At 70.6% G+C, this 25,296-nt stretch carries 28 protein-coding genes; 16 read left to right on the plus strand and 12 right to left on the minus strand.

All coding sequences use genetic code 11. The features are described 5' to 3' along the window. Positions 1-100 precede the first annotated feature (100 nt). The 13 genes from EDC29_RS02770 to EDC29_RS02825 all read left to right on the plus strand — a co-directional run bounded on the left by EDC29_RS02770 (position 101) and on the right by EDC29_RS02825 (position 9,383). Entirely contained in the window at positions 101-421 is a 321-nt protein-coding gene (locus EDC29_RS02770; protein ID WP_165913416.1) for a RuBisCO small subunit-like domain-containing protein, read from the plus strand. A 237-nt stretch (positions 422-658) separates the two neighbouring features. Continuing rightward, complete coding sequence (locus EDC29_RS02775) at positions 659-2,074, plus strand: form I ribulose bisphosphate carboxylase large subunit (RefSeq protein ID WP_123141582.1); 1,416 nt, start codon at positions 659-661, stop codon at positions 2,072-2,074. Positions 2,075-2,116: 42 nt separating this feature from the next. Further along, the gene (locus EDC29_RS02780; RefSeq protein ID WP_005222837.1) at positions 2,117-2,458 is read left to right on the plus strand and encodes a ribulose bisphosphate carboxylase small subunit; all 342 of its coding nucleotides are present in this window, start codon (positions 2,117-2,119) and stop codon (positions 2,456-2,458) included. Positions 2,459-2,510: 52 nt separating this feature from the next. After that, positions 2,511-4,643 (plus strand): alpha-carboxysome scaffolding protein CsoS2, encoded by a 2,133-nt coding sequence (locus EDC29_RS02785; RefSeq protein WP_132228449.1) that lies wholly within the window; start codon positions 2,511-2,513, stop codon positions 4,641-4,643. 10 nt (positions 4,644-4,653) lie between these two features. Then, positions 4,654-6,177 (plus strand): carboxysome shell carbonic anhydrase, encoded by a 1,524-nt coding sequence (locus EDC29_RS02790; protein WP_132228451.1) that lies wholly within the window; start codon positions 4,654-4,656, stop codon positions 6,175-6,177. Next, a complete protein-coding gene (gene csoS4, locus EDC29_RS02795) occupies positions 6,174-6,419 on the plus strand; it encodes an alpha-carboxysome shell vertex protein CsoS4 (RefSeq protein WP_062272959.1) in 246 nt (81 codons plus the stop codon). The genes EDC29_RS02790 and csoS4 overlap by 4 nt, the downstream gene beginning before the upstream one ends. 2 nt (positions 6,420-6,421) lie before the next feature. Further along, entirely contained in the window at positions 6,422-6,703 is a 282-nt protein-coding gene (locus EDC29_RS02800; protein ID WP_123141585.1) for a carboxysome peptide B, read from the plus strand. Between the two features lie 19 nt (positions 6,704-6,722). Further along, a complete protein-coding gene (gene csoS1, locus EDC29_RS02805) occupies positions 6,723-7,037 on the plus strand; it encodes an alpha-carboxysome major shell protein CsoS1 (RefSeq protein ID WP_123141586.1) in 315 nt (104 codons plus the stop codon). Between the two features lie 35 nt (positions 7,038-7,072). Then, entirely contained in the window at positions 7,073-7,381 is a 309-nt protein-coding gene (gene csoS1 / locus EDC29_RS02810; RefSeq protein ID WP_005222824.1) for an alpha-carboxysome major shell protein CsoS1, read from the plus strand. A gap of 59 nt (positions 7,382-7,440) precedes the next feature. After that, positions 7,441-7,908, plus strand: coding sequence for a ferritin-like domain-containing protein (locus EDC29_RS02815; protein WP_132228453.1), 468 nt, complete (start codon positions 7,441-7,443; stop codon positions 7,906-7,908). Beyond that, positions 7,905-8,177: a 4a-hydroxytetrahydrobiopterin dehydratase gene (locus tag EDC29_RS02820; RefSeq protein WP_062272966.1), complete on the plus strand. Its 273-nt coding sequence runs from the start codon at positions 7,905-7,907 to the stop codon at positions 8,175-8,177. The genes EDC29_RS02815 and EDC29_RS02820 overlap by 4 nt, the downstream gene beginning before the upstream one ends. Next, on the plus strand, positions 8,174-8,341 hold the full coding sequence (locus tag EDC29_RS17250; RefSeq protein ID WP_165913417.1) for a hypothetical protein: 168 nt from the start codon (positions 8,174-8,176) through the stop codon (positions 8,339-8,341). The genes EDC29_RS02820 and EDC29_RS17250 overlap by 4 nt, the downstream gene beginning before the upstream one ends. A 64-nt stretch (positions 8,342-8,405) precedes the next feature. Then, positions 8,406-9,383, plus strand: a complete 978-nt coding sequence (locus EDC29_RS02825) for a LysR family transcriptional regulator (RefSeq protein ID WP_123141344.1) — start codon at positions 8,406-8,408, stop codon at positions 9,381-9,383. Positions 9,384-9,402: 19 nt separating this feature from the next. Here EDC29_RS02825 and EDC29_RS02830 read toward each other — a convergent pair whose 3' ends face one another. The 11 genes from EDC29_RS02830 to EDC29_RS17595 all read right to left on the minus strand — a co-directional run bounded on the left by EDC29_RS02830 (position 9,403) and on the right by EDC29_RS17595 (position 21,055). After that, positions 9,403-11,709 carry a proton-conducting transporter transmembrane domain-containing protein gene (locus EDC29_RS02830; RefSeq protein WP_132228455.1) on the minus strand — a complete coding sequence of 769 codons (2,307 nt, stop codon included), beginning with the start codon at positions 11,707-11,709 and terminating at the stop codon, positions 9,403-9,405. After that, positions 11,706-13,211 carry a complex I subunit 5 family protein gene (locus tag EDC29_RS02835; protein WP_132228457.1) on the minus strand — a complete coding sequence of 502 codons (1,506 nt, stop codon included), beginning with the start codon at positions 13,209-13,211 and terminating at the stop codon, positions 11,706-11,708. The genes EDC29_RS02830 and EDC29_RS02835 overlap by 4 nt, the downstream gene beginning before the upstream one ends. Next, positions 13,208-14,653, minus strand: a complete 1,446-nt coding sequence (locus EDC29_RS02840) for a complex I subunit 5 family protein (RefSeq protein WP_123143119.1) — start codon at positions 14,651-14,653, stop codon at positions 13,208-13,210. Before EDC29_RS02840 ends, EDC29_RS02835 begins: the two co-directional genes overlap by 4 nt. Further along, positions 14,643-14,936 carry a cation:proton antiporter subunit C gene (locus tag EDC29_RS02845; protein ID WP_123141340.1) on the minus strand — a complete coding sequence of 98 codons (294 nt, stop codon included), beginning with the start codon at positions 14,934-14,936 and terminating at the stop codon, positions 14,643-14,645. Before EDC29_RS02845 ends, EDC29_RS02840 begins: the two co-directional genes overlap by 11 nt. Then, the gene (locus EDC29_RS02850) at positions 14,933-15,598 is read right to left on the minus strand and encodes an MnhB domain-containing protein (RefSeq protein WP_123141339.1); all 666 of its coding nucleotides are present in this window, start codon (positions 15,596-15,598) and stop codon (positions 14,933-14,935) included. Before EDC29_RS02850 ends, EDC29_RS02845 begins: the two co-directional genes overlap by 4 nt. Next, on the minus strand, positions 15,595-15,858 hold the full coding sequence (locus tag EDC29_RS02855) for a Na(+)/H(+) antiporter subunit B (RefSeq protein ID WP_123141338.1): 264 nt from the start codon (positions 15,856-15,858) through the stop codon (positions 15,595-15,597). Before EDC29_RS02855 ends, EDC29_RS02850 begins: the two co-directional genes overlap by 4 nt. After that, on the minus strand, positions 15,855-16,151 hold the full coding sequence (locus tag EDC29_RS02860; protein ID WP_123141337.1) for a monovalent cation/H(+) antiporter subunit G: 297 nt from the start codon (positions 16,149-16,151) through the stop codon (positions 15,855-15,857). Before EDC29_RS02860 ends, EDC29_RS02855 begins: the two co-directional genes overlap by 4 nt. Next, the gene (locus tag EDC29_RS02865) at positions 16,148-16,411 is read right to left on the minus strand and encodes an MrpF/PhaF family protein (RefSeq protein WP_123141336.1); all 264 of its coding nucleotides are present in this window, start codon (positions 16,409-16,411) and stop codon (positions 16,148-16,150) included. Before EDC29_RS02865 ends, EDC29_RS02860 begins: the two co-directional genes overlap by 4 nt. Next, complete coding sequence (locus EDC29_RS02870; protein ID WP_123143121.1) at positions 16,408-16,893, minus strand: Na+/H+ antiporter subunit E; 486 nt, start codon at positions 16,891-16,893, stop codon at positions 16,408-16,410. Before EDC29_RS02870 ends, EDC29_RS02865 begins: the two co-directional genes overlap by 4 nt. Before the next feature lie 215 nt (positions 16,894-17,108). Further along, positions 17,109-19,661 (minus strand): methyl-accepting chemotaxis protein, encoded by a 2,553-nt coding sequence (locus EDC29_RS02875; RefSeq protein ID WP_123143122.1) that lies wholly within the window; start codon positions 19,659-19,661, stop codon positions 17,109-17,111. Between the two features lie 263 nt (positions 19,662-19,924). Continuing rightward, on the minus strand, positions 19,925-21,055 hold the full coding sequence (locus EDC29_RS17595; protein WP_274606715.1) for a methyl-accepting chemotaxis protein: 1,131 nt from the start codon (positions 21,053-21,055) through the stop codon (positions 19,925-19,927). Between the two features lie 344 nt (positions 21,056-21,399). On the opposite strand from EDC29_RS17595, the gene EDC29_RS02885 reads away from it, so the two are divergent. Both EDC29_RS02885 and EDC29_RS02890 read left to right on the plus strand, forming a co-directional pair. Then, the gene (locus tag EDC29_RS02885; protein WP_123141332.1) at positions 21,400-23,034 is read left to right on the plus strand and encodes a methyl-accepting chemotaxis protein; all 1,635 of its coding nucleotides are present in this window, start codon (positions 21,400-21,402) and stop codon (positions 23,032-23,034) included. A gap of 31 nt (positions 23,035-23,065) precedes the next feature. Continuing rightward, the gene (locus EDC29_RS02890; RefSeq protein WP_132228461.1) at positions 23,066-23,359 is read left to right on the plus strand and encodes an RNA-binding protein; all 294 of its coding nucleotides are present in this window, start codon (positions 23,066-23,068) and stop codon (positions 23,357-23,359) included. A 3-nt stretch (positions 23,360-23,362) separates the two neighbouring features. Here EDC29_RS02890 and EDC29_RS02895 read toward each other — a convergent pair whose 3' ends face one another. Beyond that, positions 23,363-23,947 carry a TetR/AcrR family transcriptional regulator gene (locus EDC29_RS02895; RefSeq protein ID WP_062272996.1) on the minus strand — a complete coding sequence of 195 codons (585 nt, stop codon included), beginning with the start codon at positions 23,945-23,947 and terminating at the stop codon, positions 23,363-23,365. A 139-nt stretch (positions 23,948-24,086) separates the two neighbouring features. Between EDC29_RS02895 and EDC29_RS02900 the strand changes: the two genes are divergently transcribed. Continuing rightward, complete coding sequence (locus EDC29_RS02900) at positions 24,087-25,262, plus strand: efflux RND transporter periplasmic adaptor subunit (RefSeq protein ID WP_132228463.1); 1,176 nt, start codon at positions 24,087-24,089, stop codon at positions 25,260-25,262. Positions 25,263-25,296 lie beyond the last annotated feature (34 nt).

A 25,296-nucleotide genomic window follows, 5' to 3' on the forward strand; every position in this document is an offset into this window, starting at 1 on the left:
TGACGTCGATTCGAATTTCCGAGTCTTTTGGTTGGATACCATCTTGGAGAGCAGACGGCCCGCCCCGGGCCGTGCCCGCCACCCCCAGCGAGGTCCAGCCATGTCACACCCCGCCGCATCGCGCGCTGCCGACCAGCCCCCCGCCGAGGCTCGCATGCTCGCCGGTCTCGGCGCCTGTCTGAACCCATCCTGCGTGGTTCGTATCGAGCATGCCGCCGACCCCGATCCGCGCCGCCCCTGCTGGTCGTGCTGGGGCGAGCCGCGCGGCTACGACGGTGATCTCGAAGGGTTGCTCGGCGCCATCGACGCCTGTCGCGCCCGTCATCCCGGTGATCAGGTCCGGCTGCGCATCGACGACCTGCGCTGGCACAGCGCCCTCGCCCTGGTGGTCCATCGTCCGCGTCCCCTCATCCCCGCCTGATTCCTGCCGTTCATCGGATCCTCCCGGGGCCGCGCACCGGCCCCGCGTGAACGACCATCGGGGTCATTCTCGCGCATTCCGCTTCATTCCTCATCGCATTCATTCAATGGGCGTCATCGTCGATGAGTTCATCGACGATGGTCTATCGATAGCATTTTCTATATCGATTGGTAATGAATGATCGATCTATCTATCGTTGCGCCCGAACGCGGCCGAATTCATTGAATGGAGTAAATCATGAGCACCAAGACCTACGACGCGGGCGTCAAGGATTACGCGCTCACCTATTGGACCCCGGACTATGTCCCGCTCGACTCCGACCTGCTGGCCTGTTTCAAGGTGACGCCACAGGCCAATGTCCCGCGCGAGGAGGCGGCCGCCGCGGTCGCCGCCGAGTCCTCGACCGGCACCTGGACCACGGTGTGGTCCGATCTCCTCACCGATCTCGACTATTACAAGGGCCGCGCCTATCGCATCGAGGACGTGCCCGGCGACAAGGAGAGCTTCTATGCCTTCGTCGCCTACCCCATCGATCTGTTCGAGGAGGGCTCGATCGTCAACGTGCTCACCTCGCTGGTCGGCAACGTCTTCGGCTTCAAGGCGGTGCGTCACCTGCGTCTCGAGGACATCCGCTTCCCGCTGCACTACGTCAAGACCTGCGGCGGACCGCCCAATGGCATCCAGGTCGAGCGCGACCGCATGGACAAGTACGGTCGTCCCTTCCTCGGCGCCACCGTCAAGCCCAAGCTCGGGCTCTCGGCGAAGAACTACGGCCGCGCCGTCTACGAGATGCTGCGCGGCGGGCTCGACTTCACCAAGGACGACGAGAACGTCAACTCCCAACCCTTCATGCGCTGGCAGAACCGCTTCGAGTTCGTCATGGAGGCGGTGCGCAAGGCCCAGGAGGAGACCGGCGAGCGCAAGGGCCACTATCTCAACGTCACCGCGCCGACCTGCGAGGAGATGTTCAAGCGCGCCGAGTTCGCCAAGGAGCTGGGCGCGCCGATCATCATGCACGACTTCCTCACCGGCGGTTTCACCGCCAACACCAGCCTCGCCAACTGGTGTCGCGACAACGGCATGCTGCTGCACATCCATCGCGCCATGCACGCGGTGATCGACCGTCATCCCAAGCACGGCATCCACTTCCGCGTGCTCGCCAAGTGTCTGCGCCTCTCCGGTGGCGATCATCTGCACACCGGCACCGTGGTCGGCAAGCTCGAGGGCGACCGGCGCTCGACGCTCGGCTTCGTCGACGCCATCCGCGAGTCCTTCGTCCCCGAGGATCGCTCGCGCGGGCTGTTCTTCGACCAGGACTGGGGCGGCATGCCGGGGCTGCTGGCGGTGGCCTCGGGCGGTATCCACGTCTGGCACATCCCGGCGCTGGTGGCGATCTTCGGTGACGACGCCGTGCTCCAGTTCGGTGGCGGCACCCAGGGTCACCCCTGGGGCAACGCCGCCGGCGCGGCGGCCAACCGGGTGGCCACCGAGGCCTGCATCAAGGCGCGCAACGAGGGCGTCGAGGTCGAGCAGCATGCCCGCGAGATCCTCACCGATGCGGCCCGTCACAGCCCCGAGCTGGCCGCGGCGATGGAGACCTGGAAGGAGATCAAGTTCGAGTTCGACACCGTCGACAAGCTCGACGCGGCCTGAACCGTGCGTTAGCCAAACAGACAACGCGGAGTGCATCACACCATGAGCGACCATCTGATCATCGGCGATCACGCCACCGTCGGCCGTCACGAGACCTTCTCCTACCTGCCGCCGCTCAGCCGCGAGGAGATCGTCGAACAGATCCTCTTCATCCTCGACAACGGCTGGAACGCCTCGATCGAGCACGAGCACCCCAGCCGCGCCTTCGAGTACTACTGGCCGATGTGGAAGCTGCCCTTCTTCGGCGTCCAGGACCCCGAGCAGCTGCTCACTGAGATCGAGGCCTGTCGGCGCAGCTATCCCGACCACCATGTCCGTCTGGTCGGCTACGACACCTTCGCCCAGACCAAGGGACACGCCTTCCTGGTGCATCGCGCATCCTGAACCGAGGCAGCCGCGCCGGCGGCGAGGCGACCATCCGCGAGCGAGGAGTGACATGGCAGAGCCAACACGCGAGAACAGCTTGAACGGGCGTGCCGCGGCGATCGCGCGTCGTCGTGCCCAGGCCAGCGGTGGCAAGCGTGCCGCCTCGGGAGGTGCGCCGGCGCCGGCGCCCGCCGCGCCACCGGTCAGCGCGCCACTGCCGCGCAACGGCGAGCGCGTCGCGCCGGCGGCCGGTCGGCGCGAGGCGATGGCACGGCGTCAGCGCATCGCCGAGTCGGGGGGGCGCGCGCTGCCGGCGTCACGCTCGCGCTCCGCGGCGCGGACCGAGCCCCGCGCCGCGGCCCAGACGCGACGGCGCGCCCAGCGCCCGGAGTCGGCATCCACTGAGGGTGCGTCGACGGCGGGGGCGGGGCGCACGCGAGCTGAGTCCCCGTCGCCGCGTCGCGTCGCGCGTCCCGGCAGTCCGCCGCGTCGGGCACGAGCGCGTGCCGCGAGCACGGCCCGGGAAGGGACGCATCCGGCCGGGCGCGTGCTGGCGATGGCCAGGCGCGCGGCGGTGTCGGGTCGCGGCAAGGCGGGGCTGGAGGCGATCGGCGGGCGCTCGCGCGATGCCGCCGCCACCACCCTGATGCGGCGTGCCGGTGCCAGCTCACGCGAGATCGCCCGGCGGGTGCGCGAGCAGCGCTGCGAGCACGGCAAGGGCGGCGAGTCCTGTCCGCGCCCGACCGGTCGCACCCGGCGTCAGGGTAGCGCGCGCGCCGAGGGCGCGAGCGGTCGCGGCGAGACCAGCGAGACGGCGCGCGGCCTGCCGGTCAGCGGTACCCGGCTCGGGCGTGCCGCGCGCACCACGGGCGACGAGGCCGGGGTCTGTCGTACCGTCACCGGGACCGAGTACTTCGGCGCCGAGCTGTTCCAGGAGTTCTGCGGCCAGCGCCCCGAACCGCCGTCCCCCCTGCCGGTCGTCAGCACCCCGGCGGGACAGCGGGTCACCGGCGCACGGGTGGGCCGCGGCGAGCGGGTCACCGGCGACGAGCGCGGCGCCGGGCGCAGCCTCACCGGTACCCCCTATACCGAGCCCGGCCCCGAGGGCGCGCCGCCCAAGGTCGCACATGACACCACGCTCGCCCAGCGCCCGATCACCGGGACCTCGCTGGGACGCGGCGCGCGCACCACGGGTGACGAGGCCGGTGCCTGCCGACGGATCACCGGCGACGAATATCTCGGCAGCGGACACTTCCGCCAGCACTGTGAGCAGGTGCCCGCGCCCGAGGGTGGCGTCAAGATCGGCGTCACCCCGACCTGGAGCGGTCAGCGCCTCAGCGGCACCCAGGTCGGCAGCGCCGCGCGCGTCACCGGCGATGCCGCCGGGCGCTGCGAGACGGTCACCGGCAGCGATTATCTCGGTCCCCTGCATTATCAGCAGCACTGCGAGCCCGAGGCGTTGGCGGCACAGGCCGCGCGGCGTCCCGAGTCGCGTCCCGGCGGCGCCGATCTCACCGGCATCCAGCCCGGCATCGCCGGACCGAGTACCGGTCAGCGGCGCGGGCGCTGTCAGTCGATCACCGGGACCCCCTATGTCGGTGAATCGGCCCTGGCGGCGGTCTGTGATCCGGCGGCGCGCGCGCCGACCGAGGACGGCACGCCGGTCGAGTTCGGCGAGGACTTCCCGCAGCCGCTCGGCGGCGGTCACTGGCAGGGGGTGGTGTTCTCGCGCCCCGAGGCCACCCCGCGCGCCACGCCCCGGGTGACCGGCGCCAGCGCGGGTGGCTCGGCGCGGATCACCGGTCCCTTCGGTCTGAGCAGCGGGGTGGTGACCGGCACCGAGGAGTTCCGTGCGCGCCGCCCGAGCGGCGCCGAACAGCCGGCCCCGGGGTTGATCCCCGCTCCGGTGGCGACACCCGAAGCAGCGGTGCGCGCCCGCGTCACCGGCGAGGGGCGCGATGGTGGTACCCGTATCACCGGCGATGACTGGGGGCGAGGCGAGCGCGTCACCGGCACCGAGGGCAGCTCGGCGAGCGCGCGCAACCCGACCCGGCGTGGCGGACCGATGGGGCCCTTCGCCGGTGCCCGGGCGCTGCGTGGTCAGCGCCAGCCCGAGGAGGCGCCGCCGCTGCAGGTCACCGGCGCCAGTGGCGGCAGCGATCGCGGTGCCCTGGTGACCGTCTCCGGCGGGGCGCGGGGCTGAGGTGGCGACCATGGCGGCCATTCGCACCAGCCCCCGGCCCAGCCGCACCGCGCGGCGCCGCGCCCCGCTGTGGCGCGCCGCGCCGCCGCGCCAGCCGCTGACGAGCGCCACCCCGGTGAGCGCCGTCTCGGTCGCGGCGGGGCCGGCGCTGCCCTCCCAGGGCGGCGACAAGCGCCGCCTCGGTGACTACGAGCGTCGGGTGCGCCAGGCCTTCGCGGCCATCGAGCCGGCGTTGCGTCAGATCGCGGCATTGCCCCAGGACGCCGGGTTCGTGCGCCGCGCTCAGCACGAGGCACGCAGCCGGCTGGGCTTCGAGCTGCCGGTCTCGGTGCTCGAGCGCGCCTGGATCGGCGGGCTCGACATGCGCGCGCTCTTCGCTCATGCCAGCTTCGCCACGGTGCGTGCGCTCAGCGACGACTACTTCCTCAACGATCCGCTGGGGATGGGTGCGCGCGCCGTCGAGTTCGAGCGCTTCCTGCTCGAGTGCGGCTTCCACGCGATGAGTCTGACCCCCTGTTCGGACGGTCGGCTGGCGCACGTCATCGGCTACGTGTTGCGCCTGCCGATGGGGGTGGTGCGGCGCAAGGCCCATGCCGGGGCGCTGTTCGACGTCGAGGAGGCGGTGCGCCGCTGGACCGAGACCGAGCTGCGCCGTCATCGCGAGGGTGTGCCCAACACCGCCGAGGCGCCCACTCGCTATCTCAAGGTGGTCGCCTATCACTACAGCAGTCGCGACCCGGCGCACCAAGGGTGTGCCGCGCACGGCAGCGACGATGCGCGCGCCGCCGCCGCGGGGTTGGCGCAGTTGCGCGCCTTTCGCGAGGCGATCGAGAACAGCTATTGCTGCGGCGCCTCGATCGACATCCTGCTGATCGGCATCGACACCGACACCGACCGCATCCGCGTCCATCTGCCCGATGCCGCCGGCGAGCCGGCGCTCGAGCGCCATCTCGACAGCGGGCCGCTGCATGCCGAGACCCCGGGGCTGGGGGCGCAGGCCGTGCGCGATCACATCCGCGCCGCGGTGGCCGCCGCCGGTGGCGCCAGTCCGCCGGCCGAGGGCATGCAGCGTCTGGTCGCGCGGTTGATCGAGCACAACCTGGAGCAGCTCGACTACGTCCGCGCCGAGCACGGCGGCCAGTATCCCGACGCCGGGCACCAGGAGCGTTTCATCGGCGTCGGCGGTGATCTCTCCGAGGTGCAGCTGCGCAACCTCACCTTCTTCGCCTTCATGCGCACCCTGGAGGAGGGCGCGGCCGATCTCGACATCGGCATCGACATCTTCCGTCGGCTCAACCTCGAGCGCGGGCTGCCGATCCCGGTGGTGGTGCGCTTCGACTATCCGGGGCGGGTGCCCGGGGCGCGCGCGCGCGCGGCGGAGCGCTGCGCGCGGGTCGTCGAGGCGATCACGCGACGCTACCCCGAGCTGGTCGCGCAGGGGTTGCTGCACACCTGGTCGACGGTGCGCGACAGCGATCACGGTGGCCGCATCGAGAGCGTCGGCGGCTCCTTGAGCGAGTGGGAGGGACTATGAAGATCTGTCAGGTCGAGCGCCCGCTGGTCGCCACCAACCGCATCCCCGGGCTCGAACACCGTCACCTCCAGGTGGTGCGCGACGGCAAGAGCCAGCTGGTGGCGGTCGATGCGGTCGGCTGTACCCCGGGCGACTGGGTGATCTGTGTCGGCAGCTCGGCGGCGCGCGAGGCGGCCGGTCACAAGGACTATCCGAGCGATCTGACCATCGTCGGCATCATCGACTACTGGGAGGAGGGCTGAACATGGAGATCATGCAGGTGGAGCGCTCGCTGGTCTGCAGCCGGCGCATCCCCGGGCTGGAATCGGTGTCGCTGCGGGTGCTGCGCGGCGCGCGCGGCGCCCGCGCGGTGGCCGTCGACACCCTGGGTGCGCGACCCGGCAACTGGGTGTTCACCATCTCCGGGTCGGCGGCGCGCCTCGCCGTGGGCAAGTCGATCCTCACCGATCTGAGCATCGGCGGGATCATCGATCACTGGGAGAGGGACGCTGCGCGTCCCGATCCTCGTTCGCAGCGTTCATGTTGAGACAGAGGAGTCTGAGACCATGGCCGAAGAGCACTACGGAATCGCCCTGGGGATGATCGAGACGCGCGGGCTGGTGCCCGCGATCGAGGCGGCCGACGCCATGACCAAGGCCGCCGAGGTGCGGCTGATCGGTCGCGAGTTCGTCGGCGGCGGCTATGTCACCGTGCTGGTGCGCGGCGAGACCGGGGCGGTCAACGCCGCGGTGCGCGCCGGGGCCGACGCCTGCGAGCGGGTCGGCGACGGGCTGGTGGCGGCGCACATCATCGCCCGCCCGCACCGCGAGGTCGAGCCAGTGCTGCCGACCGGGAAGCCCGATTCGCAGCAGAGCGCTTGAGCCTTTGAGTAACCAGTAACGAGGAGTCGACAACCATGGCCAGTGAAACCTTCGGTATTGCCCTGGGGATGATCGAGACGCGCGGGCTGGTGCCCGCGATCGAGGCGGCCGACGCCATGACCAAGGCCGCCGAGGTGCGGCTGATCGGTCGCGAGTTCGTCGGCGGCGGCTATGTCACCGTGCTGGTGCGCGGCGAGACCGGGGCGGTCAACGCCGCGGTGCGCGCCGGGGCCGACGCCTGCGAGCGGGTCGGCGACGGGCTGGTGGCGGCGCACATCATCGCCCGCCCGCACCGCGAGGTCGAGCCGGTGCTGCCGGAGCGTCCCGCCGAGGGTGGCCGCTGAGCACGGGCGGTCGCGCCACGGCGAGCGCCGTGGGCGCGATCACCGGGAGGAGCGAGACGATGAGGCTGGATCCGCGTGTGCTCGGCTATCTCGGTCGGGCGCTGAGTCATGAGTACGGGGCGGTGCAGCAGTATCTCACCCACGCCGGGCTGGCCGCGGCCTGGGGGCTGGAGGCCGGTGCCGCGCGTCTGCGCGTCGAGGCGCGCGAGGAGCTCGATCACGCCGAGCGGTTGACCGCACGGCTGCTCGATCTCGGCGCCATGCCCGGGGCCTCGCGGTTGCGCCCGGTGCGGGCGGGGACATCGCTGCAGGCGCTGCTCGAGGCCGATCGCGCGCTCGAGGCCGAGGCGCTGGCGCTCTATCGCGAGGCGGCCGAACACAGCGCCCGTGTCGGCGATACGGTCAGCGCCGAGCTGTTTGCGGCCCTGTACGAGGAGGAGCGGGCGCACGCCCGTGCGCTCGCCGAGTGGATCGACGACCTGCGCGCCGCCCCGGCGGCGCCCCGGCTTGGAGGGATTGACGCATGAACCAGAGCGATTGGCGTGAACGCAACCGTCCGGCGCGGCTCGAACGGCGACTGAGCTTCGCCGACTACGACCACACCCGCGACTTCCTCGAGGACATGGCCGGGGTCAGCGAGCGACTCGGGTATTATCCCGACATCAGCTTCGGTCGCACCCATGTCAGCATCACCATCCATGCCGAGGACGGCGCCGAGTGCGTCGACCCGGCGCGCCGCGCGCTCGCCGGCGAGGTCGATGCGCTGTTCGCGCGCAGCCAGGGGGCGTCGTCATGAGTGCCGAGACACCGTCGACCGAGGGCGACCAGCCGCCGCTCCCCGAGCCGCCGAGCGCGACCCCGCCACCGCGCAAGCCGCGCCGCAAGCGCCCGGGCGCGCCGCGCGCCGGGTCGCCCGCGCCCGCGCCGCGGCTGCCGCGACGCCGGGTCTGGCCGGACTGATCCGAGCCGTCGCCAGGATGCGCGGCCCGGCATCCATCCGTCAGCGCAGCCACCGGGGTGCCCCATGTTCGATCCCATGCTCAACCTCGTCCGTCATGTCAGCCTGCGTCAGTTGCAGGTGTTCGAGGCCATCGCCCGGCTCAAGAGCTTCACCAAGGCCGCCGACGAGCTCTATCTCACCCAGCCGACGGTCTCCACCCAGATCAAGCGGTTGAGCGATGCCATCGGGTTGCCGCTGTTCGAGCAGATCGGCCGCCAGGTCCATCTCACCGAGGCCGGTCGCGAGCTGGAGGTGGCGGTCAAGGAGATGTTCGGCACCCTCGACCGCTTCGAGATGAAGGTCGCCGATCTCAAGGGGCTCAAGCGCGGCTATCTGCGTCTGTGCGTGATCAGCACCGCCAAGTATTTCGCCCCCGAGGTGCTCGGACGCTTCTGCCAGCAGCACGCCGGGGTCGACGTCTCGCTCAAGGTCACCAATCGCGATCGGGTGTTCGAGCGCTTGCTCGCCAACAAGGACGATCTCTATATCCTCGGCCAGACCCCGGATCGCGAGATCGACCTGTGCTCGCGGGTGTTCGCGCCCAATCCGCTCTATGTTGTCGCCCATCGCGACCACCCGCTGGCGCGCGAGCGCGCCATCCCGCTGGCGCGGATCGCCGAGGAGCACCTGATCATGCGCGAGCCCGGCTCGGGCATCCGCGACGTGGTGCTGCAGACCTTCGAGCGCGCCGGGTTGCGTCCGCACGTGCGCATGGAGCTCGGCAGCAACGAGGCGATCAAGCATGCCATCTACGGCAAGCTCGGACTGTCGATTTTGTCGCTCCACACCCTGACCCAGGAAGGTGCGCGCTCGCAGCTCGCGCTGCTCGATGTCGAGGGTTTTCCGCTGCAGCGCCAGTGGCATGTCGCCCATGCCAAGGGCAAGGAGCTGTCGGTGGTGACCAGCGCCTTCATCGAGTTCCTCGACGCCGAGAGCGAGCAGCTCATCCGCCAACTCGACAAGACCCGTGCGCGATTGAGCCGCTGGGACGCCGCCGCCTAGCGCTCCCTCGTCCGGGTGCTCAGCGCGCCGGGGCGGTCAGTCGTTCGAGCAGCTCGAAGTCGATCGCCCCGCGCGCGGGGTCTCCCCGGTCACGCTCGAAGGCGCGGATCGCCGCGCGGGTACGTGGCCCGATCAGCCCGTCGACCGGCCCCGGATCGAATCCCAGCGCGACCAGCCAGCGCTGCACCCGGCGCACCAGGGCGTTGCTCAGCTCGGGCGCGTCGAGTGTGCTGCCCTCGCTGTCACAGCGGGGCAGTCGTAACAGGTCCTCGGCGTCGTCGGGGGCGGCGAGCAGGAAGGGGCGCGCCGGGTCGCAGGCGCTCGCTCCCGGCGTCGATCCCGGCTCGACCCGCGCCGTGGCCTCCGCCTCCTGTATGGACTCGATCTGCGGCGAGGGGTCATCCGGCGTGCTCTCGACCTCCGGCATGGCCTCGATCTCCGAGGAGGCCTCGATCTCCGAGGTGGATTCGATCTCCGAGGTGGATTCGATCTCCGAGGTGGATTCGATCTCCGAGGTGGATTCGATCTCCGAGATGGATTCGATCTCCGAGATGGATTCGATCTCCGAGATGGATTCGATCTCCGAGATGGATTCGATCTCCGAGATGGATTCGATCTCCGAGATGGATTCGATCAGGGGGTCGGACTCCATGGGCCTGGCCGCGATCTCGACCGGCGCGCGCCACAGTGCGCCGATCAACAGCAGCAGCAGGGTCAGCCACAGCGCCCCGGCGACCGGCCAGCGGCGCAGTGCGTGCTCGCCGTCGGCGACCGCCGGACCGAGGGTGAGTCCCTCCCCGATGCGCGCGACGAGAGGGCGGGTCAGTGCCAGCCAGACCCTCGCCAGTCGCTGCCAGGCGTGGCTGACGGCATGCCACGGGGGGGCGAGCAGCGCCAGCAGGTCGCCGGGCGGGACCTGCCCGGCGAGACGGCGCAAGGGGCCGGGCCAGCGCCAGACCAGTAACGCCAGCCCCACCCCGGCGCCGACCAGGAGGGCGTCCTTGAGTTCGGGGGGCGCCGGTACGAGCAGCGGGAACAGCACCACCAGCGCGACCAGCCCGCCCCAGCTCGCCAGCGCCCAGCCCTGAGCGGGGTGGGGGCGCGCCTCGATCCCGGCCACCAACCACAGCAGCCGCGCCATCAGCAGGGTGGTCACCACCACCGAGGCGCTCACCAGGGTGAGGATCCACGGCCAGCGCGCGTGCTCGAGCAACGGCGCCACCGCCGCCTTGGCCGCGGCCCCGCTGGTCAGCGGCGCGCCGGCCATCGCCAGCGCCAGCAGCGCCATGCCGGCGAGGATCAGTGGCTGCGCCGGCGCGCCCGCCTTGCGCAGCCCCACCCCGAGGAAGAGGCCGCCCTTGACCAGGGCATGGTGGACGACATAGAGCGCCAGTGCGCCCACCCCGACCTCGGCCAGCGTCGGCTCGGCGAGCATCGCTCCGAGCAGCGCCGCCAGCAGCCCCATCTTGGCGATGCTCGAGTAGGCCAGCACCGTCTTCGCCTCGGTCTGCATCAGTCCGATCGGCAAGGCCAGCGCCAGGGTCAGCAGCCCGATGCCGGTCAGCAGCTCGCCCCAGCCGGGCAGGGCGATCACGCCTACCGGGAGATAGCGCAGCCAGCCGAGTAGCGCGACCTTGATCATGGTCGCGCTCAACACCGCGCTGGCCGCCGCCGGCGCCGCCGGGTGGGCGAGCGGCAGCCACAGGTGCAGCGGCATCAGCCCGGCCTTGACCGCGAGCCCGGCGAGCAGCAGCCCGATGGCCGCAGGTCCGAGCGTGGCGAGCTGTTGCGGCGCCGGGGCGAGTGTCCCGCTCTCGCTGGCGATCAGCGCCAGGGCCGCGAACAGGGTGACCTCGCCGAGCAACGCCATCGCCAGATAGACCCGCCCGGCACGCAGCGCGCGCGCGTTGCCCTCGTGGATCACCAGTCCGTAGGCGGCCAGCCCCATGATCGCGAAGCCGGCATAGAAGCTCGCCAGATCCTGGCCGACGATCAGCCACAGGTTGCCGGCCATGGCGAGCAGAAAGAGTGCGCGGAAGCGCCCGGCAGCGGGACCGAGACCGGCGCTGCCGGCATGGATCCCGGCGACCAGCCACAGCAGCGCGGTGAACAGCAGATAGGTGCGTCCCAGTGGATCGAGTCCGAGCTGGGTGCCGAGCAGCAGCCAGGGCAGCTCGATACGGGTGCCGAGCGGCACCACGAGCGTTGCGCCGAGCGCCGGCAGGGGGCCGAGCGCGGCGAGCCAGCGGCCATGGCGCGTGCTGGATGCGAAGGGGGCCAGCAGCAGCGGCCAGATCCAGGCGGCGAGCAGCAGCCAGGCGCTCATCGATCATACTCCCGGCGCGCGATCAGCTCGGCCCACTCCAGCGGGCTGAAGGGTGCGGCGGCGAACAGACCGGCGAGCAGACAGAGGGTCGCGGTGATCAGCGGCGGCCACAGCAGCGCCGCGCGGGTCTCGAGACGGCGCCGCGCGATCCGCTCCTCTGGCCAGTGTTCGGGTGGGGGGCGGAACCAGGCGCGATAGAGGATCGGCAGGAAGTAGGCGGCGTTGAGCAGGCCGCTGGCGGCGAGCACCGCCAGCACCCAGTCGGCACCGCCGTCGATCGCGCCGAGCCCGAGATACCACTTGCTGACGAAGCCGGCCAGCGGCGGGATGCCGATCATGCCCAGCGCGCCGGCGCTGAAGGCCAGCGTCGTCCAGGGCATGCGCCGTCCGACCCCGTCCATCTGGCTGACCCGGTGGATGCCGAGGGTCTCGGCATAGTTGCCGGCGCAGAAGAACAGGGTGATCTTCATGATCCCCTGGTGGACCAGATGGACCAGCCCGCCGACGGTGGCGATCGGACCGAAGATCGAAGTGCCGAGCGCGATGTAGGAGACCTGGCTGACGGTGGAATAGGCCAACCGGCTCTTGAGTCCGTCCTGGACCAGGGCGCGCAGCGAACCGTAGAGGATGGTGACGGAGGCCAGCGCGCCGAGCAGCGCGAGCAGCCCGAGCGCGTCGGCCAGCCCCACGCCGTAGACGTCATAGACCACGCGGACGATACCGAAGGCGCCGGCCTTGACCACCGCCACCGCGTGCAGCAGCGCGCTCACCGGCGCCGGGGCCACCATCGACTGCGGCAGCCAGCCGTGCAGCGGCACCAGCGCGGCCTTGACCCCGAGCCCGGCGAGCAGCAGCACGAAGATCACCTGGAACTGACCGTGCAGCGTCGCCGGCAGATCGCCGAGGATGCCGCCCTGGACGAAGTCGAGCGGCCCGGCGAGGGTCTGCAGCCAGACCGCGCCGAGCAGCAGCAGGGCGCCGCCGCCGACGGTGTAGTAGAGATAGATGCGCGCCCCGCGGGTCGCCTCCGGGGTGCCGCGATGGGCCACCAGCGGATAGGTCGCGAGGGTGAGGATCTCGTAGCAGATGACGAAGGTGAGCAGGTTGCCCGCCAGGGCGATGCCGACGGTGGCCGAGACGCAGAGACTGAAGAAGCCGAAGAAGCGGCTGCGGTTGGGGGTGCGCTCGAGATAGCCGATGGCATAGATGGTGGTCACCAGCCAGAGCACCGAGGAGAGGGTGACGAAGAGCACCGAGAGCGCATCGGCGGCGAACACCAGATCGAGTCCGGGGGCGAGGCTGATACGGCTCTCGTAGTCGTGCTCGTGATAGACCCCCCAGATCATCACTCCGACCAGCGCCAGCTTGGTCAGGGCGCCGGCCATGTTGAGACTGGTGCGCAGCAGATGGCTGTCCTCGCGCACCAGGAAGATCGCCGCCCCGGGCACCAGCGAGGAGCAGACGATCAGTAGCGGCAGCAGGGTGTCGAGCGCGCTGCTCATCGGTCGATCTCCACCGGCTCGAGCAGCCCCCACAGACCTCCGGCGGCCAACCCCAAGCCGGCCACCGCGAGCAACGCCAGCACCAGTCCCGGCAGCTCCGCGCGCACCTGGGTGACGAAGTGCAGCGGCGTGGGTTCCTGGTTGAAGGCGCGCGCCAGCACCCGGAACACATAGGCCGCGGCAAGCAGGGTGCCGGCGAGCACCGGCAGGATCCACCACCACTGGCCCTGATCGATGGCCGCCTCCAGGAGCAGCCACTTGCCGATGAAGCTGCCGCTCGGCGGCAGCCCGATCAGTGCCACCCCGGCCAGTCCGAGGGTGAAGGTGGTCGCCGGCAGTCGCTGCGCGGTGCCGCCGAGGGCATCGATGCGATCATGCCCGGCGAGCTGCTGGACCTGACCGGCGGCGAGGAAGAAGGCGGCCTTGGCGAACCCGTGGGTGAGCGCCATCAGCAGCAGGGCGCCGAGCAGGGCGGTGCGCTCGGGGCCTGGGTCGAGCCCCTGGATCAGGGGGACGAAGAGGAACAGATAACCGATCTGGGCGACCGTGGAGTGGGCCGCGAGCAGCTTCAGCCGCTCGGCGCGCAGCGCCCGCCACGACCCCCAGATCACGCCGCAGGCGCCGAGCAGACCGAGCAGGGTGGCCGCGGCGGGTTGGGTCACCGCGGCGAAGGGGCCGAGCCAGAGCATCAGCAGCAGCCAGGCGGCGACCTTGCCGACCAGCGCCGAGAGCGCGGCGCTGACCGGCGCCGGGGCGTTGGCGTGAGTCGGCGGTAGCCAGAAGTGCAGCGGGAAGAGTGCGGCCTTGAGCGCCAGCCCCAGGCTCAGCAGCGCCAGCGCGGTGGCATCCACCAGCCCGGGGCCGAGCCGGGTGCCGAGCAGCGCGAGGTCGAGCTGACCGTGGGCGGCATAGATCAGCGCCACCCCGAGCAGATAGGTCATCGAGCCGAGCAGGCCGACGAGCAGATAGCGCAGGCTCGCGGTCAGCGCCGCGCGACCGCCGCCGAGCGCGGCGAGCGCCGCGCCGGAGAGCCCGAGGAGTTCCAGCCCGACATAGATGTTGAACAGATCGGCGGCGAGGAACAGGGCGTTGAGCGCGGCCCACAACAGCAGCCACAGCGGCCAGAACTGGCGCAACCGCTCGGGGTCGCGGAAATACCCTCCGGCATGGATGCTGATGGCCAGCGCGACCATCGCGGTCATCGCCAGCAGCGCGGCGACCGCGCCGTCGGCGGCGAGGGCGATGCCGAGCGGCGCCGACCAGCCGCCGAGGCTGGCGCGCAGCGGCCCCTGCTCCCACACCCCGACCACCAGCCAGAGCACGACCCCGCTGCTCGCCAGCGCCGCGATCAGTCCGAGCGCGCGGGCACGAGCGGGCGCGAGCGTGGTGGCCAGCGCGCCGAGCAGCGGCAGGCAGACCGCGAGCGGCAGGCTAGCGTTCATCCTCGGGCACGCCCCCCTGCTCATCGAGTCGTCGGCCGAAGACCAGGGCCAGCGCGGTGGCGCTCACCGCCACCACGATCCCGGTGAGCACCAGCGCGTGCGGCACCGGATCGGGGGGCGCGCCGTCGCGCTCGGCGAGCGCGATCAGCAGGTGGAAGACGCCGCTGCCCATGATGTTGATCGCGATCAGCTTGCGCAGCAGCGGCCTATGGACCAGGAAGGCCCAGAGCCCGAGCACGCAGAGCGCGACGCCGGCGCCGCCGTAGAGCAGTTGCGTGCTCATCGCCCCTCCCCCGGTGGCCGACCGCCGACATAGGCCGCGGCCAGGGTGGCGCCGATGGCCAGGGTGGCGGCGCCCTCGATGGCGAGGATCAGCCACTTCGACCAGTCCGTCGGATAATCGAGCAGGTCGCGCCCGAACGCGAGCACCGTCAACCCGACCAGCAGGAAGGCGCCGACGCCGAGCACCGCGAGCAGCCGCTGGAGCGACTCGCCGGGCAGCCCGGCGCGAGGGTCGCCGGCGAGACGCAGCACCACCCCGGCGGCGCCGAGCAGGGCACCGCCCTGGAAGGCGCCGCCCGGCACCTGGCCGCCGGCCCAGAGCAGATAGCCGCCGGTGAGGATCAGCAGCGGCACCACCCAGGCGACCATCGCCCGCAGCGCCGAGCCGGCGCGCTGATAGGCCGGGGCCGGCGGGCCGAGCGACCAGATCCCGAGCAGCGCGGCGAGCAGCACCGCCAGCTCGAGCAGGGTGTCGTAGGCGCGGTAGTCGAGCAACACCGCGGTGACCGGGTTGCCGACCCCGGTGAGCGGCAGCGCGGCGAACGCCGCCTCGGCGAGTGCGGGCTCGGGCCGCGCGGCGAGCGCGGTGGCCAGCACCCATAGCAGCAGCCCGCCGAGTGCGGCGGCGAGCAGGGCGACGAGCAGGCGTGCCGGGCCGTTCATCCCTCCCCCCCGGTCCGTTGCCGACGGCGTGCCGCGCGCCGCGCCGCGGCGAGCATCAGCGCGCCGCCGAGTCCGGCGCCGATCGCCGCCTCGGCGAGCGCCACGTCGGGCGCGCCGAGCCGCGCCCAGACCAGCGCCAGCCACAGCCCGAAGGCGATGAACAGCATCACCGCGCGGCGCGGCTCGACGCTGGTCAGGGCGGCCACGGCCAGGGTCAGCAGGGTGGCGATCAGCACCAGGTCGAACAGCAATAGGGTCATTGCAGGTCCTCGCCGTCGCCGCGCAGCGCGCGCTTGGCGACCAGATGGGCGCCGGTGGCGCCGGCGAGCAGCACCAGCAGCCAGATCAGCACCAGCTTGAGCCCCTGCCAGGGCGACTCGACCCAGGGCAGCAGGCCGCAGATCAGCAGGCCGAGACCGAGGTTGTCGGCCTTGGTCAGGGCGTGCAGCCGGGTGAACAGGTCGGGCAGGCGCAGCAGCCCGATGCTGCCGGCGGCGAAGAACAGACAGCCGAGCGGCAGGGTGATCGCGGAGAAGAGGAACGCGGCGGTCATTCGGGTGGCTCCTGGAGCCGGCGGCGGGTGAGCGCGGCGGCGGCCACCGCGGCGAGCAGCGCGAAGATCAGCGCGACGTCGATCAGCGCTGGCTGCTCGATGGCGACGGCGAGCAGCAGGAGTACGCCGATCCCGCTGGTGCCGAGCAGTTGCACGCCCATCATCCGGTCGGCGGCGCCGGGGCCGCGCAGCACCTGGATCAGGCCGAGCGACATGCTGGCGAGCAGGGCCAGGGCGGCGAGCAGCGCGAGCGTCCTCATCCGTGACCCTCGCGCGCGAACAGCGCCGCGACCCGTTGCTCCAGCGCGATGAGCTCGGGGCGGACGTCGACTCCGGTGTCGATGGCGTGTACCCGCAGCCGTTGACCGTGCATGTCGGCCCCCAGGGTGCCGGGCAGCAGGCTCACGGTGTCGAGGAAGAGCACCCGTGCGGCGGGATCGGTGAGCCGGGAGTGGTAGTCGATGAAGCCTGGGGCGATGCGTGGTCGCGGCGCCAGCACCCGCAGTGCGACATCGAATCCGCCGCGCAACGACTGGGCGACGAAGTAGGGGATGAAGGCCAGTAGCGCCAGCACCCGCGGTCGTCGTCGGCGCGGGGGCGAGAGCGCAAGGCTGGCATGGGTGGCGAGCGCCACGCTCGGCAGACCGATCAGCCAGGACCAAGGGTCGGTGCCGGCGAGGATCAGCCAGAGCAGTGAGAACAGTGCGCCTCGGGCGAGGACGGTGGTCCAGTGGCGATGCACGATGGCTGGCATCCTTGTGCGTTGGGTTCTGGGCCTGGATATGTTCGGCGCTCCGCGCCGGTGATCCTCTTCACTGACCAGTGGGGCGCGCCCCGAGTTCCGTCCCGGGGCGCCTTGGCGGTTCGAACCAGCTTCCAGCGATCAGCTTCCAGCCTCCAGTCGGGGAGGCTGGTGTGCATGATCGGCGATTGACGGGCAAGACGGTATCTTGGCGGTCAGACCTTGAAGCGACCGACGCGTTCCTGCTGACCGGCGGCGAGCTCGGCCAGTTCTCCGGCGGCGTGCTTGATCTGGGTGGCGCCGGCGCTCACCCCCTCGATCGCCTGGGTGGTGTTGATGAGATTGCGGTCGACCTCCTGGGAGACGGCGGCCTGTTCCTCGGCGGCGCTGGCGATCTGGCTGTTCATGTCCTTGATGGTGCTCACCGAGCGGGTGATCTGCTCGAGCGAGCTGCCGGCCTCGCCGGCCATGGCGACGCTCTCCTGGGCCTGGGTCCGGCTCTCCTCCATCGCCGCCACCGCCTGGCTGGTGCCCGACTGCAGGCGCTCGATCATCTGCTGGATCTCGGTGGTCGAGGCCTGGGTGCGGCTGGCCAGGGTACGGACCTCGTCGGCGACCACCGCGAAGCCGCGCCCCTGCTCGCCGGCGCGCGCCGCCTCGATCGCGGCGTTGAGCGCGAGCAGGTTGGTCTGGTCGGCGATGGCGCGGATGACGTCGAGCACCTTGCCGATCTCGGCCGAGTCCTCGGAGAGTCGGGCGATGACCTCGGTGGCGCCCTCGACGCGCTGCGAGAGCACCTCGATTGAGGCGATTGAGCTGGCCACCACCTGACTCCCGGCACTGGCGTCCTGGTCGGTCTGCAGGGTCGCGGCGGCCGCCTCGGTGGCGTTGCGCGCGACCTCGGCGACGGTGGCGGTCATCTCGTTCATCGCCGTGGCGACCTGTTCGAGCTCGGCCTGTTGACGTCGGACCTGGTCGTCGGTCTGCTGGCTGGTGGCGGAGAGCTCCTCGGCGGCGGCGGCCAGTTGCTGATTGCCGCCGGCGACCTCGGCGATGAGGTCGCGCAGCTTGCTCTGGAACAGGTTGAAGGCGGCGGCCAACTCGGCCAGCTCGTCCTTGCCGTGGATCTCGATGGTGCGGGTGAGGTCGCCCTCGCCCTCGGCGACGTCGCGCATCATCCCGGTGAGCCCCTGGATGCGGCGCACGATGGCGCGGGTGACCAGCAGCATCAGCACGATGCCGACGATGATGCTCGCCACCGAGACCGTGACCATCACCATCGCCGAGCGTTGCGCGGCAGCGGCGGCGCGATCGGCCGTCTCGGTGATCGCCTCGAGCGGTACCGAGACGCCGATGCCCCAGGGGCGGTCGTTGACGCCGAGCTGGATCGGGGTGAAGGCGAACACCTCGTCGGCGTTCTCGATCAGCAGCGGCTCGCCACGCTGCAGGGTGGTGACGATACGCGTGGCATCGTCGGTGAGATCGGCGAGCGGCTTGCCGACCATGTCGGGGCGACGGCTCGAACCGATGATGGTGCCGTCGTTGGCCACCAGCGCGACCTTGGCGCGGCCGTCGTAGAGACCCGCGGCGGTCTCCTCGGCGAGGCGCTGGAAGTGGCTGAGTTCGAGGTCGACACCGACGATGCCGCGAAACACCCCGCCTTGCAGGACCGGGACTACCATCGAGGTGATCAGCCGCTCCTCGCCCTGCACCGGGTAGAGATAGGGGTCGATGACCTGCTCCTGACGGGTCTGGCGGGGGATCAGGTAGAAATCACCCTTGCCCGGGGTCTCGTAGTCGACCTGGGCCTCGACCTGTGCGCTACCGGAGGCATCGATGCTCCAATAGGGGATGAAGCGACCGCTGGCGTCATGCTTGGGGGTGTCGGCATAGCGGGCGTCGGCGCCGTCGAAGGCGTCGGGCTCCCAGGCGGTGTAGACGCCGAGGAAGTCGGGGTGCTCGAGGAGCACCGCGCGCAGCATCTGGTTGACGTCGCTGCGCGAGAAGAAGGCCATCTCGTCGAGCCACAGCGAGGAGACGACCACCCAGCCCCACTCGGGCACCAGGCGCGCGAAGGCGAGCTTGGGCCGGGCGGTGTCCTCGCCCGGCGGGGTCCAGTCGTAATGGATGTGGCCCTCGCCGTCGTCGGCGACCTGCTCGTCGATGGCGACGAACAGGTTCTTGCCGACATCCATGGCGGTGTCGTAGCTCGGGTCGTCGAGCACGCGACCGTCGAGTGCGGGTGCATTGGGGTCCATCACCATCCGCGGATAGGGGCTGGAACGGTCCTGGATCCAGATGTAGTCGCCCTCGTCGGAGTGCATCCGGCGGATCGCGGCGATGGCCTGTTGCTGGGCCTCGGCGCGGGTGAGTTCGCCACGCCGCGCGGCGGCGACATAGTCGGCGATGGTGGCGCGCGCGATCGCGGTGGTCGCCTCGATCTCGCGATAGCGTTCGCTCAGCCGTTTCCAGTCGGCGGCGGTCATCTCTGCGGCGTCCTTGCGTGCGGCCACCCCGAGCGCCTGGGCGAGGGTGCGGGCGACGCCCAGCGGCTCTTCGGTGTCGGCCTCGATGGTCGCGGCCTGTTCCTGGGTGGCATTGACGATCAGCGTGCGCGCGCTCTCGAGCGCGGCCTCACGCTGCGCCTCGGCCATCGAGTTCATCTGCGAGAGTGCATAGAGGGTGATCCCGAACCCGAGTATCACCAGGATCGAGCCCGACCACAGTGCGATCCTGAAACCGATCGAGTGCCTGTTGAGCAACGTCATGCCTGTCCCCCTGTGCTTTGCCTATACCGGATGGATCGGCGCGGGACATACGCAAGGGTCGCCACGCCTGGCTTGGGTGTGCGGACCGTTCGCGGCAGTTATTGATGGTCGACGAGCACAGTCTTGAGTGTGCTCGCCTGGATGGTGACCGGTAACGGCTTGCTGTTCGGGTAGTTGGGGTGATCGCCCGCAGATCCAATGGAGCATGCGCGGACGCCGAGGGTCGGGCGCGGCCTGCTGTGAGCCAGTTCATGTCGACCGGCTCAGGCGGCGCTCCGATCGATGGTGGCCGTGGGCGTTTGGTGTTCGATGTCGGCGCGAATGCTGTCGAGGATGAGAAACACCTGACGGCTGTCGTCCTCCATCTCCTCGAGCGCGGCGCGTAGCGCGGCATAGTCGAGCGGCGTCTGGGCGAGCAGCTCGAAGATCTGGCCGGTGGCCTGGTGTACGCGCGCGTGCGGCGGCTCGAGATCGCGGTAGTGTGCGGCGGCGGAAAAGAAGGCCTCGCCGTCGCCGTGCTCGTACCATTGGCCGAGACGGCAGTGGTGATGGTCGACGAAGTCGAAGGCCGGGGCACGCGCGGCGACCGAGGCATAGGTGTTGACCTTCCAAAGCACGTGATCGAGCTTGGCGAGGCTCATGAAGACGCTGTCGGAGACCCGACGAACGTCACCGAAGGCGGTGTCGACCTCGCCGTGCAGGCGATCGAGACGGTGCTTGAAGCCGCCGACCTTGCCATCGACCTCGCGCACGCCGTCGACCAGGGTGGTGGAGATCCGCTCGACGCTGCCGACCGCCTCGATCATCTCCTGGATGTCGTCATGGGTCTCGGTGATCGCCGCGCGGGTCTTGTCGGCGAGCGCGCGCACCTCGTCAGCGACCACCGCGAAGCCGCGCCCGGCCTCGCCGGCGCGCGCCGCCTCGATCGCGGCGTTGAGCGCGAGCAGGTTGGTCTGCTCGGAGATGGTGCGGATCAGACCGAGCACGGCGTTGATGCTCGCAGCATGGGTCGAGAGCCGGCCGACGACCTGATTGGCCTCGCCGGCGGTCCCGGCGAGGCTGGCGAGGAAGCCGGAGATGCTCACCAGCTCGTCGGCGACACCGGTGAACTCGTCGGTGACGCCGGTCACCGTCTTCAGGGTGTGCTTGGCGTCCTCGACCGAACCGGCGAGATTGCCCTGGATGTCCTGCAGGCTGGCGCGGGTATGGGTGTTCTGGCTGGCCATCAGGGTATTGAGCTGGTCCTCGCGAATGCTCGCGTCGCGGGCCTCGGCGAGCGCCGCGCGGGTCTGTTCGAGCTCCTCGCGCAGCCTGCTGTTCTCGGCCTGCAGCGCCGCATGCTCCTCGCGCAGTTGCTGGACCATGCGCTGGTGGGTGGATTTGGCGACGAACATCCTGCCTCCGGTGGTCTCGTTGCTATGATTGAAGCGGCGGCCGCGGGGCCTGGAGCTGTGGTCGATGCCCGTCGGCGAGCGCATTGCGGCTCGATGTGTCGGTGTTTTCGACCACGTCTGGTGTTTGGGGCGCGGCGGGGATTGATTGCGAAAACGCAATTACGCCCCGGATTCTATATGGTTTTTTGGCCGTCGCGTACTCGGGCCGGGGATCCGCCGGGACGCGACGGAAAGGTCACCGACCGTCGTGGTCGTTGTCATCTGGTCCAGCTGGATGCTGACTGGTGCGCGGGAGTCGCCCCAGCCGTTCCCGCTCGGGGCCTGTCTAGCTGGAAGCCTTTCTCATGAAACTGATCGACAACGCGAAGGTGAGCACCAAGCTCGCGGTCCTGGCGCTGATTCCCATCGTTGCCATGGTGGTCTTGACCTGGGGGGCGACGACCTTGCTGCAGCGGGTCAATGGCGGGATCGACCGTATCTACCAGGATCGGGTGGTTCCCCTGCAGGGGCTCAAGGACATCGCCGACGACTATGCGGTGTTCGTCATCGACGCCGTCAACAAGGCCAATGCCGGGCGTTTCACCGCCGAGCAGGCGCTCGCCAGCATCCGCGAGGCGCGCGCCGAGATCGAGGGCAATTGGACGGCCTATCTGCAGACCGAGCTGACCGAGGAGGAGCAGCGGCTGGTGGCCGAGGCGAGGTCGCTGTTCACCGTGGCCGATCGCGCCATCGGCGCGCTCGAGCGTGAGCTGGGCGGGATGCGCGGCGTGGTCGCCGGCCGGCTCGATGCCTTCGACGGCCCGCTCTACGAACAGATCGACCCGATCAGCGCCAAGATCACCGAACTCGTCGAGCTGCAGCTCGCGGTCGCCGGCGAGGAGCGAGAGCGCGCCAATACGCTTTATGCCAACTCGCGACTGCTGTTCATCGGTCTGGCGGTGCTGACCACCCTGGTGCTGGTGGTGCTCGGCTGGGTCACCTATCGCTCGATCACCAGCCAGCTCGGCCAGCTGCGCGCGACCATGGTGCATATCGCCGAGCACTCCGATCTCTCGGTCGCCATCGATCTGCGCACCGACAACGAGATCGGTCAGATCGCCCATGCCTTCGCGCAGATGCTCGAGCACTTCCGCGAGCTGGTCGAGCGTCTCGGCGGGTCGGCGATCAGTCTCTCGTCGGCCGCCACCCAGATGTCGGGCAGTCTGGTCGAGGCCCGCGAGGGGGCGGCGCAGCAGAATGTCGAGTCCGAGCACGTGGCCACCGCGATGCAGGAGATGACCGCCTCGGCCGAGGAGGTCGCGCGCAACACCGCCAGCGCCGCCGACTCGGCGCAGGGGGCCAAGTCGCTCTCCGATCAGGGGCGTACCCAGGCGCACGAGACGGTGGAGGCGATCACCGGTCTGGCCGCGCGCATCGAGACCGCCGCCGGGGTGCTGCACTCGCTCGAGAACGACGCCCAGGACATCGGCAAGGTGCTCGACGTCATCCAGAGCATCACCGAGCAGACCAATCTGCTCGCGCTCAACGCCGCGATCGAGGCGGCGCGTGCCGGCGAGGCCGGGCGCGGCTTCGCGGTGGTCGCCGACGAGGTGCGCACCCTCGCCAGTCGCACCCAGTCCTCGGCGCGCGAGATCGAGGCGATGGTGGCGCGACTGCAGCAGAGCTCGCAGCAGGCCGCGCAGGAGATGGGGCAGAGTCAGGAGGCGGCGGCACTGTCGGTCGAACGGGTCGGGCGCGCCGGCGAGTCGCTCGAGGCGATCACCGGCGCGGTCGACGGGATCTCGGAGATGATGAATCGCATCGCCACCGCCGCCGAGGAGCAGACCGCGGTGGCCAACGAGATCAACCAGGGCGTGGTGGCGATCAGCGATGCCAACCACAGGTCCAGCGAGAACATGACCGAGCTGGAGCACGCCGGTCAGCAGCTCGAGCGGCTGGCCGAGGAGCTGCAGGCGGAGGCAACCCGATTCAAGACCTGAGCCCGCGCACGACGCCGGGCGGGGAGGGTGGATGGAGGTGTTCATCGGCAACCTGCCGGGGCGCGCGACCCTGCAGGAGCTGCATGGCTGCATCGGCGCGGTCGGGCTGCGCGCCGATTTCCGGCGCCATGTCGGCGAGGACCGTGGACGGCGTCGCTATCACTTCTTCGTCGCCCGGACCGCCTCGCGCGTCGAGGGTGAGGCACTGATCGCGCGGTTGCACGGACGCTGTCTCGGCGGACGTGCTCTGGTGGTGCGGGAGTATCGCCCGCGCTCGCCCGATCCGGCATGGCGCGGCGCGGAGCGGCGGATCAACCCCTGGTGACGCTCAGCTGAGCACGCGCAGCGCCGCCTGCAGCGGGGCGAGCAGGGCGGCGCGATCGAGTGTGGGGTTGCTGATCGCACGCGAGGCCAGCCCGTCGAACAGCGCCATGATGATCTCGGTGGCCGCCGCCTCGTCGCCGCGCGGCGTCCCCCGGGCGCTTGCCAGCAGCCGACAGAGCCGCTCGCGCTTGGCCGCGTCGGCCGCCTGTACGATCGCCGCGACCCGCGGGTTGCGCGCGGCCTCGGCGAGGATCTCCAGCTCCAGCGCGGCATGGTCGAGGTCGGTGCGCTCGTTGACGCCGGTGTCGACGCGCTCCTGCATCGCCTGATGCACGTCCTCGGCGCGCTCGAACTGCTGCACCATGCTCAATGACTGTTCGAGCTTGTGCTCGACCAGCGCGGCGATGATCGCCTCCTTGTTCTCGAAGAAGTGATAGATGTGCCCAGGGCTCATCTCCGCGGCCCTGGAGATCTTGGCGATGCTGGCGCCGTGGAAGCCTTCGCGGGCGAAGCAGACGGCGGCGGCCGCGAGGATCTGTCTGCGTCTGGCCTCGCAGCGTGGCTCGGGTGTCGCCGTTGGTTGCGGCATCGTCCTCTCCTCCCCTCTATCGGTCGGCTGGTGTCGGGAATGTCTCGGCGCATTCTACGCTTGACGTCGGCCGGACGGCTGACTAGATTGAACGCTCATTCTAGAATGAACGTTCAATCCACTTCCTCCCGAGGTTGTCATGACACTCGACGGTCGCCGTCTGGCTCCGGTGCTCCTGTACCCCTTCGCACTCGCCCTGTCGCTGACCGGGTGCGGTCCCGCCGGTGCCCCGGGCGGGACACCCGGCGCCACTGGCGCCCCCCCCGAGGTCGGCGTGGTGACGATCGCGGCGCGTCCCACCACCCTGGTCACCGAGCTGCCGGGACGCACCAGTCCCTATCGCATCGCCGAGGTGCGCCCGCAGGTCGGCGGCATCATCGAGGCGCGGCTGTTCGAGGAGGGCGGTGACGTTACCGCCGGGCAGGTGCTCTACCAGCTCGACGCCGCGCTCTATCAGGCCGCCTACGACAGCGCCGAGGCGGCGCTCGCGCGCTCGCGCGCCTCGCTCGAGCGCGCCCGGCTCAAGGCCGCGCGTTATGCCGACCTGCTGACCGCCGATGCCGTCAGCCAGGAGGATCACGACGACGCCCAGGCCGCGCTCAAGGAGGCGATCGCCACCGTCGCGGTCGACGAGGCGGCGCTCGCCACCGCCCGTATCAACCTCGCCTATACCCGGGTGACCTCGCCGATCGATGGCCGGGTCGGTCGTTCGGTGGTGACCCAGGGCGCCCTGGTCACCGCCAACCAGTCGCTGGCGCTGGTCACGGTGCGTCAGCTCGACCCGATCTATGTCGACATCACTCAGTCGAGCGCCCAGCTGCTGAGATTGCGCCAGGCGCTCGACGATGGTCGGCTGTCGCGCCCTGAGGGCGAACAGCCGCGGGTGCGGTTGATCCTCGAGGATGGCTCGGAGTACCCGCTGGCCGGCCGTCTCGCCTTCTCCGAGGTGACGGTGGATCCGGGCACCGGCGCGGTGACCATGCGCGCAACCTTCCCCAACCCCGATCATCTGTTGTTGCCGGGGATGTTCGTGCGCGCCCTGGTCGAGGAGGGGGTGCGCGAGCAGGCGATCCTGGTGCCCCAGCAGGGGGTACGACACGATCGGCGCGGATTGCCGACGGCGCTGGTGGTCGATGCCGCCGGGCAGGTCGTCAAGCGCACCCTGACCGTCGATCGCGCGATCGACGGGCAGTGGCTGATCGATGCCGGGCTGGAGGACGGCGATCGGGTGATCGTCGAGGGCGTGCAGAAGGCGCGTGCGGGCGCCGAGGTGCGCGCCGTCGAGATCGACTCGCCCGCGCCGGCGGGCGACTAAGCCCCGTTCCGTCCGCTGACGGCGTCGGTCCCGG

The sequence above is a fragment of the Marichromatium gracile genome (assembly GCF_004343155.1).
Taxonomy (GTDB): domain Bacteria; phylum Pseudomonadota; class Gammaproteobacteria; order Chromatiales; family Chromatiaceae; genus Marichromatium; species Marichromatium gracile.

Excerpts from the sequence above, each read along its gene's own strand:
- EDC29_RS17595 (WP_274606715.1), bottom strand. The coding sequence starts at position 21,055 with ATGTTCGTCGCCAAATCCACCCACCAGCGCATGGTCCAGCAACTGCGC.
- EDC29_RS02770 (WP_165913416.1), top strand. The coding sequence starts at position 101 with ATGTCACACCCCGCCGCATCGCGCGCTGCCGACCAGCCCCCCGCCGAG.
- EDC29_RS02815 (WP_132228453.1), top strand. The coding sequence starts at position 7,441 with ATGAGGCTGGATCCGCGTGTGCTCGGCTATCTCGGTCGGGCGCTGAGT.
- EDC29_RS02775 (WP_123141582.1), top strand. The coding sequence starts at position 659 with ATGAGCACCAAGACCTACGACGCGGGCGTCAAGGATTACGCGCTCACC.
- EDC29_RS02900 (WP_132228463.1), top strand. The coding sequence starts at position 24,087 with ATGACACTCGACGGTCGCCGTCTGGCTCCGGTGCTCCTGTACCCCTTC.
- EDC29_RS17250 (WP_165913417.1), top strand. The coding sequence starts at position 8,174 with ATGAGTGCCGAGACACCGTCGACCGAGGGCGACCAGCCGCCGCTCCCC.
- EDC29_RS02790 (WP_132228451.1), top strand. The coding sequence starts at position 4,654 with ATGGCGGCCATTCGCACCAGCCCCCGGCCCAGCCGCACCGCGCGGCGC.
- csoS4 (WP_062272959.1), top strand. The coding sequence starts at position 6,174 with ATGAAGATCTGTCAGGTCGAGCGCCCGCTGGTCGCCACCAACCGCATC.
- EDC29_RS02830 (WP_132228455.1), bottom strand. The coding sequence starts at position 11,709 with ATGAGCGCCTGGCTGCTGCTCGCCGCCTGGATCTGGCCGCTGCTGCTG.
- EDC29_RS02865 (WP_123141336.1), bottom strand. The coding sequence starts at position 16,411 with ATGAGGACGCTCGCGCTGCTCGCCGCCCTGGCCCTGCTCGCCAGCATG.
- EDC29_RS02835 (WP_132228457.1), bottom strand. The coding sequence starts at position 13,211 with ATGAGCAGCGCGCTCGACACCCTGCTGCCGCTACTGATCGTCTGCTCC.
- EDC29_RS02895 (WP_062272996.1), bottom strand. The coding sequence starts at position 23,947 with ATGCCGCAACCAACGGCGACACCCGAGCCACGCTGCGAGGCCAGACGC.
- EDC29_RS02850 (WP_123141339.1), bottom strand. The coding sequence starts at position 15,598 with ATGAACGGCCCGGCACGCCTGCTCGTCGCCCTGCTCGCCGCCGCACTC.
- EDC29_RS02800 (WP_123141585.1), top strand. The coding sequence starts at position 6,422 with ATGGAGATCATGCAGGTGGAGCGCTCGCTGGTCTGCAGCCGGCGCATC.
- EDC29_RS02785 (WP_132228449.1), top strand. The coding sequence starts at position 2,511 with ATGGCAGAGCCAACACGCGAGAACAGCTTGAACGGGCGTGCCGCGGCG.
- csoS1 (WP_123141586.1), top strand. The coding sequence starts at position 6,723 with ATGGCCGAAGAGCACTACGGAATCGCCCTGGGGATGATCGAGACGCGC.
- csoS1 (WP_005222824.1), top strand. The coding sequence starts at position 7,073 with ATGGCCAGTGAAACCTTCGGTATTGCCCTGGGGATGATCGAGACGCGC.
- EDC29_RS02860 (WP_123141337.1), bottom strand. The coding sequence starts at position 16,151 with ATGACCGCCGCGTTCCTCTTCTCCGCGATCACCCTGCCGCTCGGCTGT.
- EDC29_RS02845 (WP_123141340.1), bottom strand. The coding sequence starts at position 14,936 with ATGAGCACGCAACTGCTCTACGGCGGCGCCGGCGTCGCGCTCTGCGTG.
- EDC29_RS02825 (WP_123141344.1), top strand. The coding sequence starts at position 8,406 with ATGTTCGATCCCATGCTCAACCTCGTCCGTCATGTCAGCCTGCGTCAG.
- EDC29_RS02855 (WP_123141338.1), bottom strand. The coding sequence starts at position 15,858 with ATGACCCTATTGCTGTTCGACCTGGTGCTGATCGCCACCCTGCTGACC.
- EDC29_RS02780 (WP_005222837.1), top strand. The coding sequence starts at position 2,117 with ATGAGCGACCATCTGATCATCGGCGATCACGCCACCGTCGGCCGTCAC.
- EDC29_RS02885 (WP_123141332.1), top strand. The coding sequence starts at position 21,400 with ATGAAACTGATCGACAACGCGAAGGTGAGCACCAAGCTCGCGGTCCTG.
- EDC29_RS02875 (WP_123143122.1), bottom strand. The coding sequence starts at position 19,661 with ATGACGTTGCTCAACAGGCACTCGATCGGTTTCAGGATCGCACTGTGG.
- EDC29_RS02820 (WP_062272966.1), top strand. The coding sequence starts at position 7,905 with ATGAACCAGAGCGATTGGCGTGAACGCAACCGTCCGGCGCGGCTCGAA.
- EDC29_RS02890 (WP_132228461.1), top strand. The coding sequence starts at position 23,066 with ATGGAGGTGTTCATCGGCAACCTGCCGGGGCGCGCGACCCTGCAGGAG.
- EDC29_RS02840 (WP_123143119.1), bottom strand. The coding sequence starts at position 14,653 with ATGAACGCTAGCCTGCCGCTCGCGGTCTGCCTGCCGCTGCTCGGCGCG.